The organism is Ekhidna sp. ABH4_415 (assembly GCF_056161305.1).
In genome coordinates this window covers 217711-233997 of the sequence record NZ_JBSWYW010000006.1, presented here as the reverse complement: position 1 = coordinate 233997, position 16287 = coordinate 217711, and the positions used below count along the sequence as shown (strand labels likewise).

Sequence of the window (16287 nt, the reverse complement as noted above, 5' to 3'; positions counted from 1 at the left end):
GAGCATATTGCCTGCCTTTTTCTACTGTCAGGCTAGAATTACTTTATAATTAAATGGAGTTGAAAGATAAACATGCATTGATCATTGGTGGATCCAGCGGTATCGGTCTGGCAACAGTAAAAAAACTTGCATCTCATGGTTGTAATATCACCATCATCCACAGAGACAGACGTCAGGGTTTGGCTGATCTGGAAGTAGTAATAAATGACTTGAAATCCAATCACGACATTGCAATTACCAACTTCAACATAGATGCCACCAATACGGAGAAAATTCAGGAATGCATCGGCTCAATTGCTAATGATGGAGTAAAAAAATATGATGTCTTACTTCATGCCGTTTCCAGAGGAAACTTAAAGCCTTTTATATCTGATGGGCCAAAGTTAAACTCTCAAGATTTGGCTCTTACGATTGATGCCATGGGGACCAATCTGAGGGTGTGGATAGATGAGCTTTTAAATAAAAATTTAATTGGAGAAGGTACTCGCATCCTGACTTTAACCTCCGAAGGAAATAATAAATTCTGGGAGGGTTATGGAGCAGTAGCACTAGCAAAATCTGCGCTTGAAACACTATCGAAATATTTAGCTATCGAACTTGCTCCCAAAGGAATGACCGTCAACATCATTCAGGCCGGGGTTACAGATACGCCCTCACTACGATTGATTCCTGGATCTCAAGAATTAATTGAGCAATCGAAAAACAGAAATCCATATAAAAGACTCACCACACCTGAAGACGTGGCTAACACTGTTTATCTGCTGGCACAACCAGAGGCGAGCTGGATTAACGGGGCTTTGATTCATGTAGATGGTGGGGAACATTTAATATGAGTTCGTACGATAAAATATTGAGCCTACTTCCTTATAAGAGGCCTTTTCTATTCGTGGATGAGATTATCTCCATCAATGAGGAAGGTGCTATAGGAAATTACACCATCCGGAAAGATGAGTCCTTTTTAGAAGGGCATTTTCCAGGAAATCCTGTCGTTCCCGGAGTGATTTTAACAGAGATCATGTGCCAAATCGGCTTGGTAACTTTGGCTATGTATTTGATGGATTTAGATGAAGATTCTAAGGTCTTACCTGCCTTCACCAGCGCCAATGTTGATTTTCTCTCCAAAGTAATCCCTGAAGACAAACTTATTGTTGAATCAAAAAAAGTCTATTTTCGCTTCGGAAAGTTGAAATGCACTGTTTCCTGCAAAAAAGAGGATGGAACTGTCGTGGCAAAAGGAGAGTTAGCAGGGATGGTGGTAAAATCAGAAGCGTAAATTTTGGAAAAACATAGAGTTGTAATAACCGGACTTGGAGTAGTATCCGCCAATGCTATTGGTGTTGATAATTATGAAAAAGCATTACGTGAAGGGAAATCCGGAATCAAGCATTGGCCGGAATTAGATGACATCAAACTTAGATGTCAGATAGGAGGAGCACCTGATCTTTCCTCTGTCAACCTTGGCGATCACCTACCGCGTTTACTAGCCGAAAAAATAACCAATAAGGGCATCCTTTACGCGATGCTTGCAGGCGTTGAAGCATGGAAAGATGCAAGTCTTGAACCAAATGCGGAAAATACGGACTATAACTCAGGAATGATCTTCGGAGCAGGTGACCTTAGCTTTGATAGCTTTATCAATCGAGAGTTTCCAGCATACCCTATCGATAATGGAGAAAGTAGAAGACTCGGCTCTCGAACTATTTCTGAGTGCATGAATAGCGGTGCTGCCGCTTATCTCAATAATATTTTAGGTTTAGGAAACCGGATTCAGTCTAACTCATCTGCATGTATAACCGGGTCAGAAGCTGTACTGATGGGGTATGAACACCTTTCGCAAGGCAGGGCTGATCGAATGATTTGTGGCAGTACAGAAGGAGATGGAAGATACATCTGGGCTGCATTTGATGCGATGCGGGTACTCTGCTCGGACTCAAACGAGAACCCTGAGTTCGGATCTCGTCCGATGAGTGATACCTCCACTGGATTTGTTCCAGCAGGAGGTTCCGGGGCACTAGTTCTGGAAACACTGGAAAGCGCAAAGAACAGAGGAGCTAAGATCTACGGTGAAATATTGGGAGGTCATGTGAATTCCGGAGGCCAGCGCAGCGGTGGTACGATGACTGCTGCAAATCCGGAAGCTGTGCAGGATTGTATCAAGAGAGCAATCAAGGTATCTGGAATTGATCCTACAGACATTGATTTAATCAACGGACACCTAACATCCACAAAAGGTGATCCTGCAGAAATACGAAACTGGGTAGCTGCACTTGGAAGATCTGGTGAAGATTTCCCTATGATTAACACCCCAAAATCCATGATCGGACATGCAGTAGCGGGCGCAGGATCAGTGGAGCTAGTAGCCAGCGTATTGCAGCTGAAAAAGAATTTTGTACATGCCAATTTGAACGTTGAAAACATTCATCCTGAAATTTCTTCAGAAATTTTTGGGGGTTGTATCCCAACGAGTTGCCAAGACAAGGAAGTAAACACTATTATCAAAGCTAATTTTGGCTTTGGTGATTTAAATTGCGCGCTCGTTTTAAGGAAATACAAAGAATGATGACTAGAGAAACTGTAAAAACCGACCTGATTAACATCATAAAGCCTTACCTACCTGAAGATGTAATGGCTAACGAGGTGTCTGAAGACAAGCACCTAATCAATGATTTAATGATTAACTCTGCACACATTGTTGATATCGTACTAGATATTGAGGATAAATTCGACATCATGATCGATGACGATGTGATTGGTGAGATGAATACCGTGCAGGATTCAATCGACGTAGTTTTGCAAAAAACTGCCTAATCTAGTTGGTTAACTCCTTCAATAATTTTTGATCGTATTTCCTCTGCATGATATTTAGAGGTAGGTAGCCTAGTGTCCAAATCAGGCTGGCAGCCAGATAAATATCAAATCTCCCAAAGAGCGCAGAAATTACCATCGCATTTCGGTGGGTATTGCTTCCACCCAGCCATGCCCACCAAAATAGCATTATAAAGTTCCATTTCTTATATAGCGGATCAAACTCCTGAGGATTGTTCTCTGCAAGTACCCGCATTTTGCTACGCTCCTCTGGTGATCGTGTAGTTGAGCTTATCTGCTTACCTGTGTAGTCCAGGTTGATGTAGTGCATGATTTTATGATGCCACTTATCTCCAGTTGGCTTGATTTCATCCTTCGTTAAAGGGATATATCCTGCCTGGGACTTTCCTACCAGATAAATGTATTCGGATTTATAAAACTCGTAAAGTCCCGCCTTGTAGCTATGTGCAAGGCCTGCAGCTACCATTAACAGCAGGATCCAATATCCATAAATAGGTATGAGATACATTGTACCTCCTATGTAACAGGAGATAAAGACCAGGTTATCAATCAGTCCATCGATCTGGCGGCCAAGTTCGGATGATTGACCGGTCATTCGGGCTAGTTGTCCATCGGCGCTATCCAGCACGCCCGCCCAGGTCACTAAAAAGGCGCCTAAAGCGACGATCCACAAAGTATCTTGATAATAAAACAAGGTTCCCCCTACTACTCCTATCACCAAACTAATAATCGAAACTTGAGTGGGTGTCATCTTCAACCATTTAGCTGCATTGGCAAAATACAGCCCATAGAAACGGCTAAAATGAAGATCATAGCGCTCTTCTACATCGATTAACTTAATAGTGGATAATACCTTATCCAGGTGGTTTTGATACCTCCTCTTAAAGTAATTGAGCATTGATTACTTGTTTCGCTTCACCCGTGAGAATAAAGAAATCTTGTTGTCAAACAAGAATTGCCAGATAACCTTAGAATAGCTTTTGTGAGCATAAAGGTTGTCATAGTGTTCTGAAGCAATCTTCTTTAGTTCCGGCAATTTAGATCCCGGTATGGTAGGAAAATCATGGTGTTCGTTATGGTAGCCCACATTCCAAATTAGTTTGTTCCACCAGCCATAATAGGAATACGTCTCCTGACCTTCCTTGTAAACAAAGTGTTCTGCTACGAAGTGACCGGAGATGGGATGTAATCCTGTTGCCAATGCTGTGGAAAGTCCTAAGTAAAGCAAGCCCTCCCATCCTGCAAGGAAGAAGAAGCCTATCATAGCAGCAACCTGCACAATTGCATTAATGATTTGCCACTTGTCCGGAACCATCGGGTGAACAAATAATGGACGAATGGCATAAATAGGTATCTGAATGATCAGCCATACAAACTTTCCGATTGGCCCTCTAAAGAATCTTGCCTCCCATGAAACAGCTAAATCGGTATCAACTCCTTCTTTGCCCTGATGCCAATGATGTTTTGCGTGGTATGCCTTAAAAGCCATTGCGAAAGGAACAACCAGCGGAAAATTAACAACTATAGCTAACCAATTATTTAAAACCTTTTTCTTGAAGGCCAGGTCATGTGTGATTTCGTGAACAGCCAAAACAATAATGTGAGTCAGTGTGGTGCCAACCAGCAACACCAACAAGCCAAATAACCACGGATTTTCCGGAAGGAAAAAGATGGGTATAGCCAACTGTAGAGCTGCCACAAATAATGTCTTAAAAATCAATGAGGGATCGTTCCCAAATAATTTTTTCACTTCAGGGTGCTCCTCCATAATCACTTTTCTTCGTTGAAAGTGAGGTTCCTTCTCTTCGCTTCGTATAAAATCTAAGTCCTTCATAATCAACCGCAAATTTAACTAATGGGGACGTAAAAAAGTTCTTGACACAAATCCACCTACCGTATTGAGCATTCCCATCAATAAATCAGCTTTTCGTTTCCCGAATGCTGAAACAGATTCAGCATTAAAATCACCAACATCAGCCAATACTTTCTCACGAAATTCATCGATCAATGCTTTGTCCTCTGACACAAAAACCACTTCTTGCTCAAAATAGTAGCTTACCAGATCGTAATTACTACTCCCAAAAATCAACTTTTCATCATCCACCAGAATGGCTTTCATATGTGACATGCCTGGGTATTCTTTTAAATGAAAATATCCCTTTTCCTGCTCTGATAAAATGATGTTCTTGAAGATCGACTTGTTGTTCTCTTGTGGAGAAATAACCGTGATCTCTACACCCTTGTCAGCTATCGACCGCAATACCCCTAATAATGGCTCAGAAATATAAGGTGAGATCACTTGCACTTGCTTTCTGGCGACCCTGATATGACCAAAAAAAGACTGATATAGTTCTTTGCTTTTGGATCCATTAAAAAGATACAATTGACCTTGATCGGTTTCAAAGCTGCCGGATTGATTGTTTCCCTGCCAGGTCATTTCAAAGTCTTCATTCAAGCTTTTGCCTAAGGTTTTATCAGATACCTCCACCATCATATCATGCCAAACAAAGTTGTGATCACTGAAATTGATTCCACCTAAAAAGCTTATCTCACCATCTATGATGACCATTTTTTTGTGATTCCTAAGTGGATACTTCAAAGCTAAAAACCCAATTGGATTAGTGAATTTTACTTCAATCCCATTTTCCCTGGCTTCATTAATCAGTTTAGAAGTTGCCTTTACCTCATTTCTAAAGTCTTTATCCTGGAGATACTTGAGAGATGGGATAAAGTGATCATTGATTACCAGTTTGGAATAGCAATCAATCAAAAGTTTTTTCTTACTGGCCGGACTAGCTTTCATCACCTCAATCAACCACTTACCTGCTTCGTCCCCCTCGAAGGTCATTGCCTGGGCATAAAAAGAATCTTTTGCTTTTGCAGCAACTTCCTCCAGCCTTTTCATAAAGGCTTGTGAACCCAATAAAATGTTTGATTTAGCCAATGAATTTTTTTGTGGTGCAAAGGTAAAGGATGCTAGTCCATATACTCCACTTCATCCAGCTCGAAAACGAATGATCCTACAGTCATATCAATTTCAAATCGTAAGGGATACCTGTTTCGATCATCACTCATGACTACTCTTCCGGTCTTGCCTTTATCGAAATATTCACCCTCGGGGAAGACAAGTCCGAATTCCAACGCACGAACTTTTCGGCTGTTATACCTATGAGTAACATTCTCTCCTGGAAGCATTTTAAACTCATACAAGTCGTTTGAGAAGAACGTGCGTACTTCCACTGTTCGTGTAAATTGGGACTTATCACGGCTTCTTAACCACATATACGTGCTTAATGCATCCCGAATAGGGACATTCCCATTGGGGAAACGGTGGTATCTCCATTCGTCAACATCCTCAATATAGGCCTTTACCGAAACTGAATCAGCATAAGAAAAATAATCATGTCGAATATCTATCATCCCCTTTCCCTCCATATCTCGGTCAGATCTCAGCGGCTGAAGCTCATCTACTTCAATCAGAGACTCCATACAAACCCGTAGCTTAGAAAACACCTTAAACCAGCTGGCTGTTGTAACTGTAAACTGAATTCGGTAATGTGGTTTTGATTTTCCTTTAGGGTAATGAAACTCTGGATCCAACCATACCACAGCCTCACCAATATTAAACCAGCCAAACTTCATGTTATAGGTCAGTTTCTCGCCCGGTTTGAATGGATATGATTTATTTTGAGCCTGAATTTGGAAGCCGGCCAGGATCAGCAGAATACAAAGCACTGCCACCTTCCATACCCGAAAGAAAGATTTAGATGAAGATTGCACTGGTATGTCCATATGATTTTTCACGCCCCGGTGGTGTTAAGTCTCACATTGTGAGTTTGTCCAAGCATCTTACAATGATAGGTCATCATGTTAAAATCATTGCACCCAATATTAATGCCAATTTAGTAGAAGAGAAAAATGTTCACTTTTTTGGTCGAAATAGATCTGTAAATGTTGGAGGCACAAAGATTGACGTAAATGTTGCGCTGGGTGAAGAGAAGCAGGCTTTAAAGAACTTCTTGAATGGCGAGTCTTTTGACATCATTCATTATCACACCATCTGGAATCCTTTTCTACCCTTTCAAGTATTAAAACACTCGAAAACCAAACAGGTTGCCACATTTCATGACACACCCAAAAGTCGTTTTGTGGGAGACTGGATTATGCCAACTGTTGCTAAGGGAGTGTTTAAGTTTCTGGATCAGATCATTAGTGTTTCAAAAAGTCAATCACAGTTTATATCGCGCTTTTCGAAAAGAAAAATTCATATTATCCCAAACGGAATCGATTTGGAGGAGATAGAAAAAATCGCTCCACAGAAGTCGAAACGGAGTGATGATTACTTCCAGATGTTTTTCATGGGCCGGTTAGAACCACGCAAAGGGGTTATGCATGCGCTGCAGGCTTTTCATCAATTAAAGGGGCGGTACCCGCAAATGAAGCTTCTGATCGCTGGGGATGGCGATGGCAGAGCTGAGGTGGAACAATACATCAAAGACCACTCACTGGTTGACGTGGAACTACTGGGTTTTGTTAGTGAGGCTGAAAAATATCGTATACTTATGGAGTCAGACATCTACCTGGCACCTGCCCTTTATGGAGAAAGCTTTGGAATTGTATTATTGGAATCAATGGCTGTCGGAACTCCGATTGCTGGATATGCCAATTCTGGCTACAAAAACGTGATCACTCCGGAGATGGCGTCAGGATTCGCCGAGCCGGGAGATTTGAGAGAGTTCGTAGCATGCATCGAAAACCTCATTCCATCTAAAAAACGTGAAATACTATCCCAACATGGACTGGAAGAAGTGAAGAAATATGACTGGGCGGAGGTGTCGAAAGAAGTGAACGAGGTTTATTTGAAATGAAATAAGGTTTCCCTATTCCCTTGCGAGAGAGATACGAACAAGACTTGGGAATCCTGTCAATCTGAGTTAAACACCATATGTGATTCCCATGACTCGACTTAACTCCCAAGGAAATGAGGCCATTAAATTTACTTGAAGTAAGCTCGAACTTTCTCCATTACATAGTCCATGTCTTCCTCGTAGAGATCACCAATCACAGCAACTCGGAATGTTTTGCTTTCAGGAATTACTCCTGGATAGATGGTGATTCCATGCTCATAGAGGTAATCATGAAAATTGTTAAAATCCAATCCGGGCTTATCCAAATTCAGTGCTAACAAAATTTTTGACTCTTGTTCTAATGGTAGGAATGGTGTGAATCCAAGAGCTGTAAACCCATCATATAATTTCTGCCAGTTGGCCTGGTAGCGCTTCCAGCGATTCTCTAACCCTTCCTCTTCGTGCTCTTTTATTGCCTCGAGGAACGCATAACTGGTCTGCACCGGCGGTGTGAACCTCAACTGATCTTTTTTCTGCAGGTTGTCCCACTGCTTGTATACATCAAAGTAGAAGCCGGTACCATTGCTTTTTAAATCATCCGTTCGTTCTTTATGGAAGATCACAAATGAAAGTCCTGCCATTCCATGAATGCATTTATTCGAACTGGAAAACAAATAGTCAATCTCTAGTTCAGCTAGATTCATTGGATACGCCCCAAAGGAGCTCATCGCGTCCACAATGTATTTAACGCCCGTCTCTTTACAAATCTCTGCGACTTCCTCTAACGGATCCATCATACCCGTAGAGGTCTCGTGGTGCACCATCGCCAGGTGGGTGTAATTTCCTGAGGCAAGAGCTTTTTTGATTTTTGCTGGTTCCGGGTAATCACCGAACTCAAACATGGAGGTGTTCTTCAATCCGTATCCATCACATATTGCTTTAATTCGGATTCCGTATGCTCCATTGGTGATGACCAGCACATGATCGTCTTTCCCAATAGCAGAAACCATGCATGCTTCCATTGCTCCCGTACCACTCGCCCCAAAAAGTGCAACTCGATGCGTTTTCTGCGCACTACCTACCTTCAGGATACCATCACAGATATCATGCATTACTTGCCCAAACTCTTTTTCTCTCGGACAGATGTCTGAAACTAACTGGGCTTCTTTTACTCGTTGGGAAGTAGTGGCAGGGCCGGGATTCAGTAATATTTTACGATCAAGTTCTTTTTTGTGTAGCATCTTATTAGTTGCTAAGGTTTTTCATAAAAGCTTCCTTGTTCTGTACAGGTGTGGTTGTCGGCCTACCCAAGTCAGCTCTTGAAGCTTCTGTGGTTCTTACTTCCAGCATCACCGGGCCGTCTGCTTGTTGAAATTTCTCCCAAACAGCAGGTAAGTCATCCATCTTCTCTACTAACCAGGTTTGTTTGTAGCCTGATGCCTCTGCGATTTTCTGAAAGTCAATTGCAAAGCCCACAGTCGCTTGTCCACCTACTGATTCGTGGCAGCCATTATTGATGAGAATATGCTTGTAGTTATTTACAGACTGGTTGCCAACAATCGCTCCTGCTCCCATGTGCATGATCATTGCACCGTCACCATCCAGACAGTAAACCGGACGATTCTTCTTACCCAAAGCAATACCTAAGGCAATCTGAGAAGCGTGCCCCATTCCTCCAACTGTCAGGAAGTCCTTTCCATGACCCATGTTGTTACGTGCTCTAATCTCAAACACTTCACGGGAAGATTTACCGGTAGTAGAAACAATTACCGCCTCTTCCTCCATTTCTTTTAGCATCCACTCGATCACCTCCTCACGGTTGATTGTATATGGATTCTCAACTTTCGTTTGAAGCTTGTATTTCTCAAACGTTCCTTTTCGTACGAGCAGTGCAAAAGGAGCATTTGTTTCTCCCATTGTTTTTACTGCGTCTTCGAGTTGCTTTTCAGCTTCATTCTCCTCCTCAGAAAGAATGGCGTATGGAATCTCCATAGCCTGAAGCAATTCCTCAGAAATTCTACCTTGTTTTACGTGCTGAGGTTCATCCTTTACTCCCGGCTCTCCTCTCCAACCTATCATTAGTAGCATTGGAATGGAGTATACATCGCTATCCGCCAATGAGGTCAAAGGATTTACACAGTTTCCGAAACCGGAATTCTGCATGTAAACCAATGGAATTTTTCCGGTAGCCAGATGATGGCCCATGGCAAGAGCAATCGCTCCTCCTTCATTAGCCGCAATAATATCTGAACCTTCGTCGGTCATCACTGAACAAAAGTCTTTCAGCAATGAATCAGGTACTCCTGCTGAAAACTCAATGCCCTGCGATCGGATTGATTTTAGAAAATTCTTAGGGTTTAGCATTGCTTAATTAGGGAGTATAGTCAGGATTTCTTTTATCGACATGCAATACTCATCAGCCTCTTTCGAGCGCTTGTTCTCCAAAATCGATTCCGCTGTTTTCTTCATCGCCGGGAACGCCGCTCTAAGCAAATGGTTCGCATAAATGACAATGCTGAACCCTGCTTCTTTCAGTTCATCCTCTGTAAACTGATTGTAAGAAGAAGGTACAGATACGACAGGAACTTTATATTCGAACTCTTGGTAGCGCTTCATAAATTCCATGATTTCAGAACCGTCTTTATGACGACTATGGATCATGATGGCATCTGCTCCAGCTTCGATGTAGGCTTTCGCTCTTTTTAGTGCATCATCCATCCCATGCTCAGCAATCAAGCTCTCAAGACGAGCAATGATCATAAAGTCTTCAGTAACCTGTGCTTTCTTTCCGGTATTGATTTTCTCACAGAATCCCTCAACGGTATCTAGTTCCTGCTTTACCTCTGTACCGAAAAGTGAATTACGTTTTAGACCTACCTTATCCTCGATGATTACAGCTGAAACACCAAGTCTCTCGAGATTCTTTACCAATAAAGCAAAGTGCTCTGAAACTCCTCCTGTATCGCCATCCAGAATAATTGGCTTAGTGGTTACATCCAGGATATCATTAATGGTATTAAATCGTGACGTTCTGTCAACGTATTCTGTATCAGGCTTTCCTTTTGCTGTTGAGTCCGTCAATGAACTCACCCACATGGCATCAAATTCCCGTGATTCGTTTCCAGCATCCACTTTTGTTTCCTCCACAATAAGCGCCGAGATACCATTATGTGCCTCCAGTACTCTAACGATATCTTTTGATTCAAGAAGTCGTCTCAACATTCTTCTTCGGATGTCCGGGGTTGTACCTACTTCTTTCAATGCCTGTCGGAGGCCCGTTGATGAGATACCTGAAGTATATTCTGGCTCTACCAGTTCTCCTCCCCACTCGTTGAGTAGTTTGATCACTTTTTCCCGTATATGTTTCTGTGGGCCGGTTTTCCAATCAGTGCCGTGAACGACATAATCAGGCTTCAGTTCTTTCAGGTTTTTTTCGTAATCCAAATCCTCCTGAAGGATTACTTCCTTCACTCCCTTGAGATTCTCGAGGATTTTCTTTCGCTCATCGTAAGATAAAAACGGCGTTCGGCTGTATTTGCTTACTGCTTTATCCGAGAGTAACCCTACAGTTACCTCTCCAAGCTCACGAGCGACTTCAATGATATTTATGTGTCCATGGTGGATGAGGTCTGTCCCCATTCCTACGTATACTTTCTTCATTTAGCTATGAAAATTTTCTAATAGGTGTTTGTAAATTCATTTACCCCTAAACAGAATATTTTTAATTATGAATTTATGCTCACCTATTGCGATTTAGAATATTCTATCTTCGCGCAAAAGTAATTGGAAACCGAGGGAATCTCCTCCTTATTTTCTAAGAGATGACGCAAACGATTGAAACTGCCGTAATATTAGCCGCCGGAAGAGGAACCAGGCTACAACCATACACTTTTGATATCCCAAAAGGATTCATGCCAGTTGGTGAGGAACGGTTGATTGAACGATCCGTCAGGCTTTTGAAGGAAAATGGGATTAAAAATGTAATCATAGGAACCGGTCACCTGCATGAGCACTACGAGAAATTTGCTAAAGAACAAGGGCTGACAACATTTTTGAGTCCTGACTATGCAACAACCGGAAGCTTCCATACTTTAATTTATGGTTCAGATTTGATCAAAGGAGATTTTCTCTTGCTGGAATCTGACCTGCTTTATCACTCTGATGCAATCAAAAGCCTGATTGATGCGGAGGAAAAAGACATCATTTTATGCAGTGGATTCACTCAATCCAATGATGAGGTTTACGTGGAAGTTGAAGATGGTAAACTGAAAAATCTTTCCAAGAAAAAAGAGGAATTAGCGTCTGTGGATGCCGAGCTGGTGGGCATCTGGAAAATCTCCATGGGTTTGCTAGAGAAATTAAAGCAACACCATAAAGAAGCCGAAGACGGATCCAAAAAGGATTATGAGATTGCTATCTCTCAGCTATCAAATGATCATAAGGTAAACGTATTAAAGCTGGATGATCTGGCCTGGTGTGAAATTGACAATCAAGATCACCTGGAGCGAGCTAAGGAGAAAATCCTTCCAAGATTAGACTAAGATTTTGGTGGATGCCACAGTCCCGTTTTTTGATCTCTCCATCCACCGGTTCCTAAATAACCGTACATGAGTTCAAGGTAGCCTAACGTATCACCAGGGACGGTTACTTTTTCTCCAAGGAATGAATCTTCCTTCAATGGAAAAATCAGCTTCTTGGGAATATGCTGACGCTCATTAGGATAGTTGGCCTCTACAAATGTGCGGACAGAATCGCCTTCATCTTGGTAAAAGAAGATGTCGAAATCATAGCCTTTATAAGAAAAGTAAACCTTTGGCCCTTCATGATTTGCTGAAGTATCATAAAAACGCAGGCCTTTTGGCATTTTATCTTTCAGCTTTTTAATAGCGTCATAAGCACTTTCCATCATGGCCACATCAATGTCAATGTCGTGTGGGATGATACCTCCTGTTCGGTGATAACCGAGCAAAGTGCCGAAATCCAGCCAGTAAGGCTCACCTGATTCTTTTAGGACACTGATCGATTTTCGAAACATCTCCTCCAAAATCGCAAGCTTTCGCTGACGGTATCGACCGGGCAAAGCGAATAAAACTACATTTGCAACGCGTTTGAGATATTGGATGAGGCGTATCATGACGCAAAAAAAGGGAATTCGGTCAAACTAATTGAATCATTGAGTAAACAAGAGATAAATAAGCCAATCGATTTGGTTTACACATGGGTAGATGGCAATGATCTGGAGTATCAGAAACTAGTGAATAAATACTCTGAAAAACCGCTGGACCTCAACCCTGAACGGTATCGTGACCTCTTCGATTTAATGAAATACAGTTTGCGATCAGTGGAAAAATTTGCTCCATGGATCAACCACATTTACATTTTCACCTGTCGTCCTCAGAAACCCAATTGGCTCAATGTCGATCATCCCAAGATCTCAGTGGTTCATCATGATGAGGTATTTGATGAGCCGGATGTCCCCACATTCAACTACAATGTGATTGAAAGCTACATTCATAAAATCCCTGGCCTATCCGATGATTTTATTTATCTCAACGACGACTTCCTATTTGGTAATGAGGTGTATCCCGAAGATTTTTATACTAAAGATGGAAAGGTACTGATCCATGGGACACTCATTGGAGAAAACCTTGGGTGGCGTATTTTCAACAAGAAAAATGACATTGTAGGATTGGGGCTTATCGAGCATTCACCACTTTTGATTCGGAAGGAGTGGTGGCAGGGAATGCAGGATGCCCGCCCGGAACTAATCAAGGAGATCAAGTCGCATAAGTTTAGAGAAGGCTCAGATGTGATGACTTATAAGCTTTACCGGTGGTTCACGCTCAAACATCAGTCCGGCCTTTGCAGAGCAATCAAACTACCCGAATTACTAAAAATTCATTCTTTTCACAAGATTACTAACAACCTGAAAAGGCAAAAGCGAGCATTTAAGTGGCTGGAAAAGAAGCAACCAAAATTCTATTGTTTGAATGATGATCAGGGAGAAAATCCAAACCAAAAGGTTGTAGCGATTGTCCAAGAGTTCTTACATCGAATGTACCCTGATAAGTCTGGATATGAGAAGTAACTTTGTCCGGAAAAACTAACCCACCAACATCAAACCCAAGAACTATTCATAGATGCGAGTCATAAAACTCCTTATATCAGCCTCCAAAAAGCTTTTTCTGATTGCTGCATTTACGAGTGTGCTTACAGGTGTATTTTCTACGCTTGTCATCAAGACCATTCATGAAGCCATACAAGCCGATGAATTTGTTCCTGAAATATTCATTAGATCGTTCGGCATTTTCTGGTTGCTCTATGGCATCCTGTCCATCACGTCATCCTATGCCGTTTCCAAGCTTACTCAGCGCATCATTCATGACTTGAGGGTTAAACTTTCGAACAACTTCCTCAGAGCCAGCTTCGAAACGATGGAGCATAATCAGAAGAAAATGTTACCGGTATTAACTGAAGATATTAAGACCATTGCATACGCTATTGAACGCCTACCTAATGTTACCACAGGGTTGGCATCTGTGATAGGAATACTCGCTTATATGGTGTGGTACTCACCCTTTCTCTCCGGGGCGACAGTGCTGATTTTCTTTTTTGTGTTTTTGTTTACTAAAGTGATGCTCCCCTACGTTCGCAAGTATGCTGATTATGGAAGAACCCAGCTCACGCATCTATTCGATCATTTTCACGCACTTGTTTTTGGTATAAAGGAGTTGGTACTTAACAAGCAATCGCAACGTAAATTCATTAATGATTTTATCATCCCTACGAGCAACAAACAAAATGAAGGATACCTGAAAGAGAGCATCGCTTCGTCAATTATGAACCGGGCAACAGACATGATTCTTTTGCTTGGAATGGCCGTTTTGATTTTGGTTGTCTTCTTCTCTCAGATAGTTACCCTGGAGTTTTTCGGCCATTATCTAACTCTGGTTTTATTCACCTTGGCACCTCTGTCTACAGCCTCAGGTTTTTTTGCCAGCCTTAAACGGATCGAAGTATCCATGAAGCATATCGATCAGATGGGGTTAACGCTATTGAGCAATAGTGAAAACAGTGGACTGGAGCCTCTCAACAATCCTACAGATGAAAGTGCATTGATACGTATTGAGCAATTAGAGCATAGTTATTATCACAATGATGTTGATCAACATTTTGCCATGGGTCCAATAGACCTTACCATCGAAAATGAAGAAATGCTTTTCATCGTAGGAGGCAATGGTAGTGGGAAAACCACATTGGCTAAATTGCTTTTAGGTCTGTACGAGCCCATTTCTGGTAAAATTTTCTACAAAGGGCAGGAAATCACATCGAATAATATTTCTACATATCGTTCCTGTTTTTCGGCTGTATTCGTCGACTCCTATTTATTTGAAGAATTCCTTAATGTAAACAAAGCATACCTGGAAAAATACGGTAATCAGTTGCTCAAAATGTTTGAGTTACATCACAAAGTGAAAATCAAAAACAATCGATTTACCACGAAGAATCTTTCAGAGGGGCAGAAAAAAAGACTGGCACTGATCATTTCCATTTTGGAAAACAAAGACATTTATCTTTTTGATGAATGGGCCGCTAATCAGGATCCACAATTCAAAGAGGTATTCTATAAAGAGGTGCTTCCATTGCTTCAGGACATGAACAAGACGCTCATCGTGATCACTCATGATGAAAAATACTTCACCATGGCTGACCGTGTGCTTAAACTGAGGGATGGTAAAATCACCAGGCAAGAAACTGCTTAATGAACAATAGCAACTATATCGTCACTGCCGCCAACGCCAAGTTCTATAAAAGTTTCTGCCAGTTAGCATACAGTTTCAATAGAGTCAGAGAGTTTGAAAACAGTACAATAGTCTTTTATGACCTGGGGTTGGAAAAAGAGCAAGCGGAAAACATCAAAAATAAGAATAGCTCATTGTTTGAACATGTGACATATCGTGTTTTCGATTTCGAAAAATATCCTGAATTCATCAAACCGAATTACATGACATGGGCGTGGAAACCTATTATCATTGAAGAATTGATAAAGGAAACCGGTGGAAATATTTTCTGGATGGATAGTGCCAATCAAATTCTGAAAAACCTAAAGCCCTTATGGCGAATTATTAGTGAAAAAGGAACCTACCTCCCTTTCGCCGGTTCAGGGCGGTTAACAGACTGGACAATGAAAGCGACATTGGAGTTCGTTGGAGTTCCATCATCTGCATATAAATCTAGAAACAGAGCAGGTAATACGTGTGCATTTTCAGCGAATAATAAGCATGTTCAAGCACTTGTTGAGGAATGGAAATCCCTTTGCCTGGTTAAGGAATGTGTATTGCCAGAAAGCGCAGATAGATCCAACCACCGGGGAGATCAATCTGTATTATCATCTTTGTTAGCCAGCAGGTCCTACTCCGAAGAGCTGAATTTGACCAATGACGAAGTGGATATCAGTTCTGGCTCACCTACTTCGTTTGTTAGTGTCAGAAATAGATTTCCTCGTTACCTGCCATTGAATCCAGGTTGGCTTGCATTCCACTACTTCAACTTTTTTAGGTTTTTAGATGTCCTCATAAATAAAATCAAAGGTAATTGAGGGGGTTTCTATGAA

General features: G+C 41.6%; 17 protein-coding genes. 9 read left to right on the top strand and 8 right to left on the bottom strand.

Annotated elements, in window-relative coordinates; genetic code table 11:
• Window positions 1-59: 59 nt before the first annotated feature.
• From ACXAH9_RS12260 to ACXAH9_RS12245, 4 genes are read left to right on the top strand one after another with little or no spacing between them, the layout of a single operon-like run.
• Window positions 60-833: an SDR family oxidoreductase gene (locus tag ACXAH9_RS12260; protein WP_474895152.1), complete on the top strand. Its 774-nt coding sequence runs from the start codon at window positions 60-62 to the stop codon at window positions 831-833.
• Complete coding sequence (locus tag ACXAH9_RS12255; RefSeq protein ID WP_474895151.1) at window positions 830-1273, top strand: 3-hydroxyacyl-ACP dehydratase FabZ family protein; 444 nt, start codon at window positions 830-832, stop codon at window positions 1271-1273. Before ACXAH9_RS12260 ends, ACXAH9_RS12255 begins: the two co-directional genes overlap by 4 nt.
• 3 nt (window positions 1274-1276) lie before the next feature.
• Window positions 1277-2560: a beta-ketoacyl-[acyl-carrier-protein] synthase family protein gene (locus tag ACXAH9_RS12250; protein ID WP_474895150.1), complete on the top strand. Its 1284-nt coding sequence runs from the start codon at window positions 1277-1279 to the stop codon at window positions 2558-2560.
• The gene (locus ACXAH9_RS12245; protein WP_350206150.1) at window positions 2557-2808 is read left to right on the top strand and encodes an acyl carrier protein; all 252 of its coding nucleotides are present in this window, start codon (window positions 2557-2559) and stop codon (window positions 2806-2808) included. Before ACXAH9_RS12250 ends, ACXAH9_RS12245 begins: the two co-directional genes overlap by 4 nt.
• Before the next feature lies 1 nt (window position 2809).
• Here ACXAH9_RS12245 and ACXAH9_RS12240 read toward each other — a convergent pair whose 3' ends face one another.
• From ACXAH9_RS12240 to ACXAH9_RS12225, 4 genes are all read right to left on the bottom strand, one after another.
• Window positions 2810-3724, bottom strand: coding sequence for a CDP-alcohol phosphatidyltransferase family protein (locus ACXAH9_RS12240; protein ID WP_474895149.1), 915 nt, complete (start codon window positions 3722-3724; stop codon window positions 2810-2812).
• 3 nt (window positions 3725-3727) lie between these two features.
• Window positions 3728-4660, bottom strand: coding sequence for a fatty acid desaturase (locus tag ACXAH9_RS12235; RefSeq protein WP_474895148.1), 933 nt, complete (start codon window positions 4658-4660; stop codon window positions 3728-3730).
• An 18-nt stretch (window positions 4661-4678) separates the two neighbouring features.
• Window positions 4679-5731 (bottom strand): phospholipase D-like domain-containing protein, encoded by a 1053-nt coding sequence (locus ACXAH9_RS12230; RefSeq protein ID WP_474895147.1) that lies wholly within the window; start codon window positions 5729-5731, stop codon window positions 4679-4681.
• Between the two features lie 71 nt (window positions 5732-5802).
• Complete coding sequence (locus tag ACXAH9_RS12225) at window positions 5803-6618, bottom strand: DUF3108 domain-containing protein (RefSeq protein WP_474895146.1); 816 nt, start codon at window positions 6616-6618, stop codon at window positions 5803-5805.
• Here ACXAH9_RS12225 and ACXAH9_RS12220 point away from each other — a divergent pair.
• Entirely contained in the window at window positions 6594-7694 is a 1101-nt protein-coding gene (locus ACXAH9_RS12220) for a glycosyltransferase family 4 protein (RefSeq protein ID WP_474895145.1), read from the top strand. The two genes, ACXAH9_RS12225 and ACXAH9_RS12220, sit on opposite strands and share 25 nt — an antisense overlap.
• A 128-nt stretch (window positions 7695-7822) precedes the next feature.
• On the opposite strand, the gene ACXAH9_RS12215 is transcribed toward ACXAH9_RS12220, so the two are convergent.
• Genes ACXAH9_RS12215 through aepX form a run of 3 tightly spaced genes read right to left on the bottom strand, consistent with a single transcriptional unit; the run spans window position 7823 to window position 11333 of the window.
• Complete coding sequence (locus ACXAH9_RS12215) at window positions 7823-8914, bottom strand: 2-aminoethylphosphonate aminotransferase (RefSeq protein ID WP_474895144.1); 1092 nt, start codon at window positions 8912-8914, stop codon at window positions 7823-7825.
• A 4-nt stretch (window positions 8915-8918) separates the two neighbouring features.
• Complete coding sequence (gene aepY, locus ACXAH9_RS12210; protein ID WP_474895143.1) at window positions 8919-10037, bottom strand: phosphonopyruvate decarboxylase; 1119 nt, start codon at window positions 10035-10037, stop codon at window positions 8919-8921.
• 3 nt (window positions 10038-10040) lie between these two features.
• Window positions 10041-11333, bottom strand: coding sequence for a phosphoenolpyruvate mutase (aepX, locus tag ACXAH9_RS12205; RefSeq protein WP_474895142.1), 1293 nt, complete (start codon window positions 11331-11333; stop codon window positions 10041-10043).
• Window positions 11334-11494: 161 nt separating this feature from the next.
• Between aepX and ACXAH9_RS12200 the strand changes: the two genes are divergently transcribed.
• A complete protein-coding gene (locus ACXAH9_RS12200) occupies window positions 11495-12214 on the top strand; it encodes a phosphocholine cytidylyltransferase family protein (protein WP_474895141.1) in 720 nt (239 codons plus the stop codon).
• Here ACXAH9_RS12200 and ACXAH9_RS12195 read toward each other — a convergent pair.
• On the bottom strand, window positions 12211-12807 hold the full coding sequence (locus ACXAH9_RS12195) for a LicD family protein (protein WP_474895140.1): 597 nt from the start codon (window positions 12805-12807) through the stop codon (window positions 12211-12213). The two genes, ACXAH9_RS12200 and ACXAH9_RS12195, sit on opposite strands and share 4 nt — an antisense overlap.
• A 39-nt stretch (window positions 12808-12846) precedes the next feature.
• Here ACXAH9_RS12195 and ACXAH9_RS12190 point away from each other — a divergent pair, with 39 nt between their 5' ends.
• Genes ACXAH9_RS12190 through ACXAH9_RS12180 form a run of 3 tightly spaced genes read left to right on the top strand, consistent with a single transcriptional unit; the run spans window position 12847 to window position 16272 of the window.
• Window positions 12847-13761, top strand: a complete 915-nt coding sequence (locus ACXAH9_RS12190; RefSeq protein WP_474895139.1) for a Stealth CR1 domain-containing protein — start codon at window positions 12847-12849, stop codon at window positions 13759-13761.
• Window positions 13762-13813: 52 nt separating this feature from the next.
• A complete protein-coding gene (locus ACXAH9_RS12185; protein WP_474895138.1) occupies window positions 13814-15436 on the top strand; it encodes a cyclic peptide export ABC transporter in 1623 nt (540 codons plus the stop codon).
• The gene (locus ACXAH9_RS12180; protein ID WP_474895137.1) at window positions 15436-16272 is read left to right on the top strand and encodes a DUF1647 domain-containing protein; all 837 of its coding nucleotides are present in this window, start codon (window positions 15436-15438) and stop codon (window positions 16270-16272) included. The genes ACXAH9_RS12185 and ACXAH9_RS12180 overlap by 1 nt, the downstream gene beginning before the upstream one ends.
• The last annotated feature ends 15 nt before the right edge of the window (window positions 16273-16287 follow it).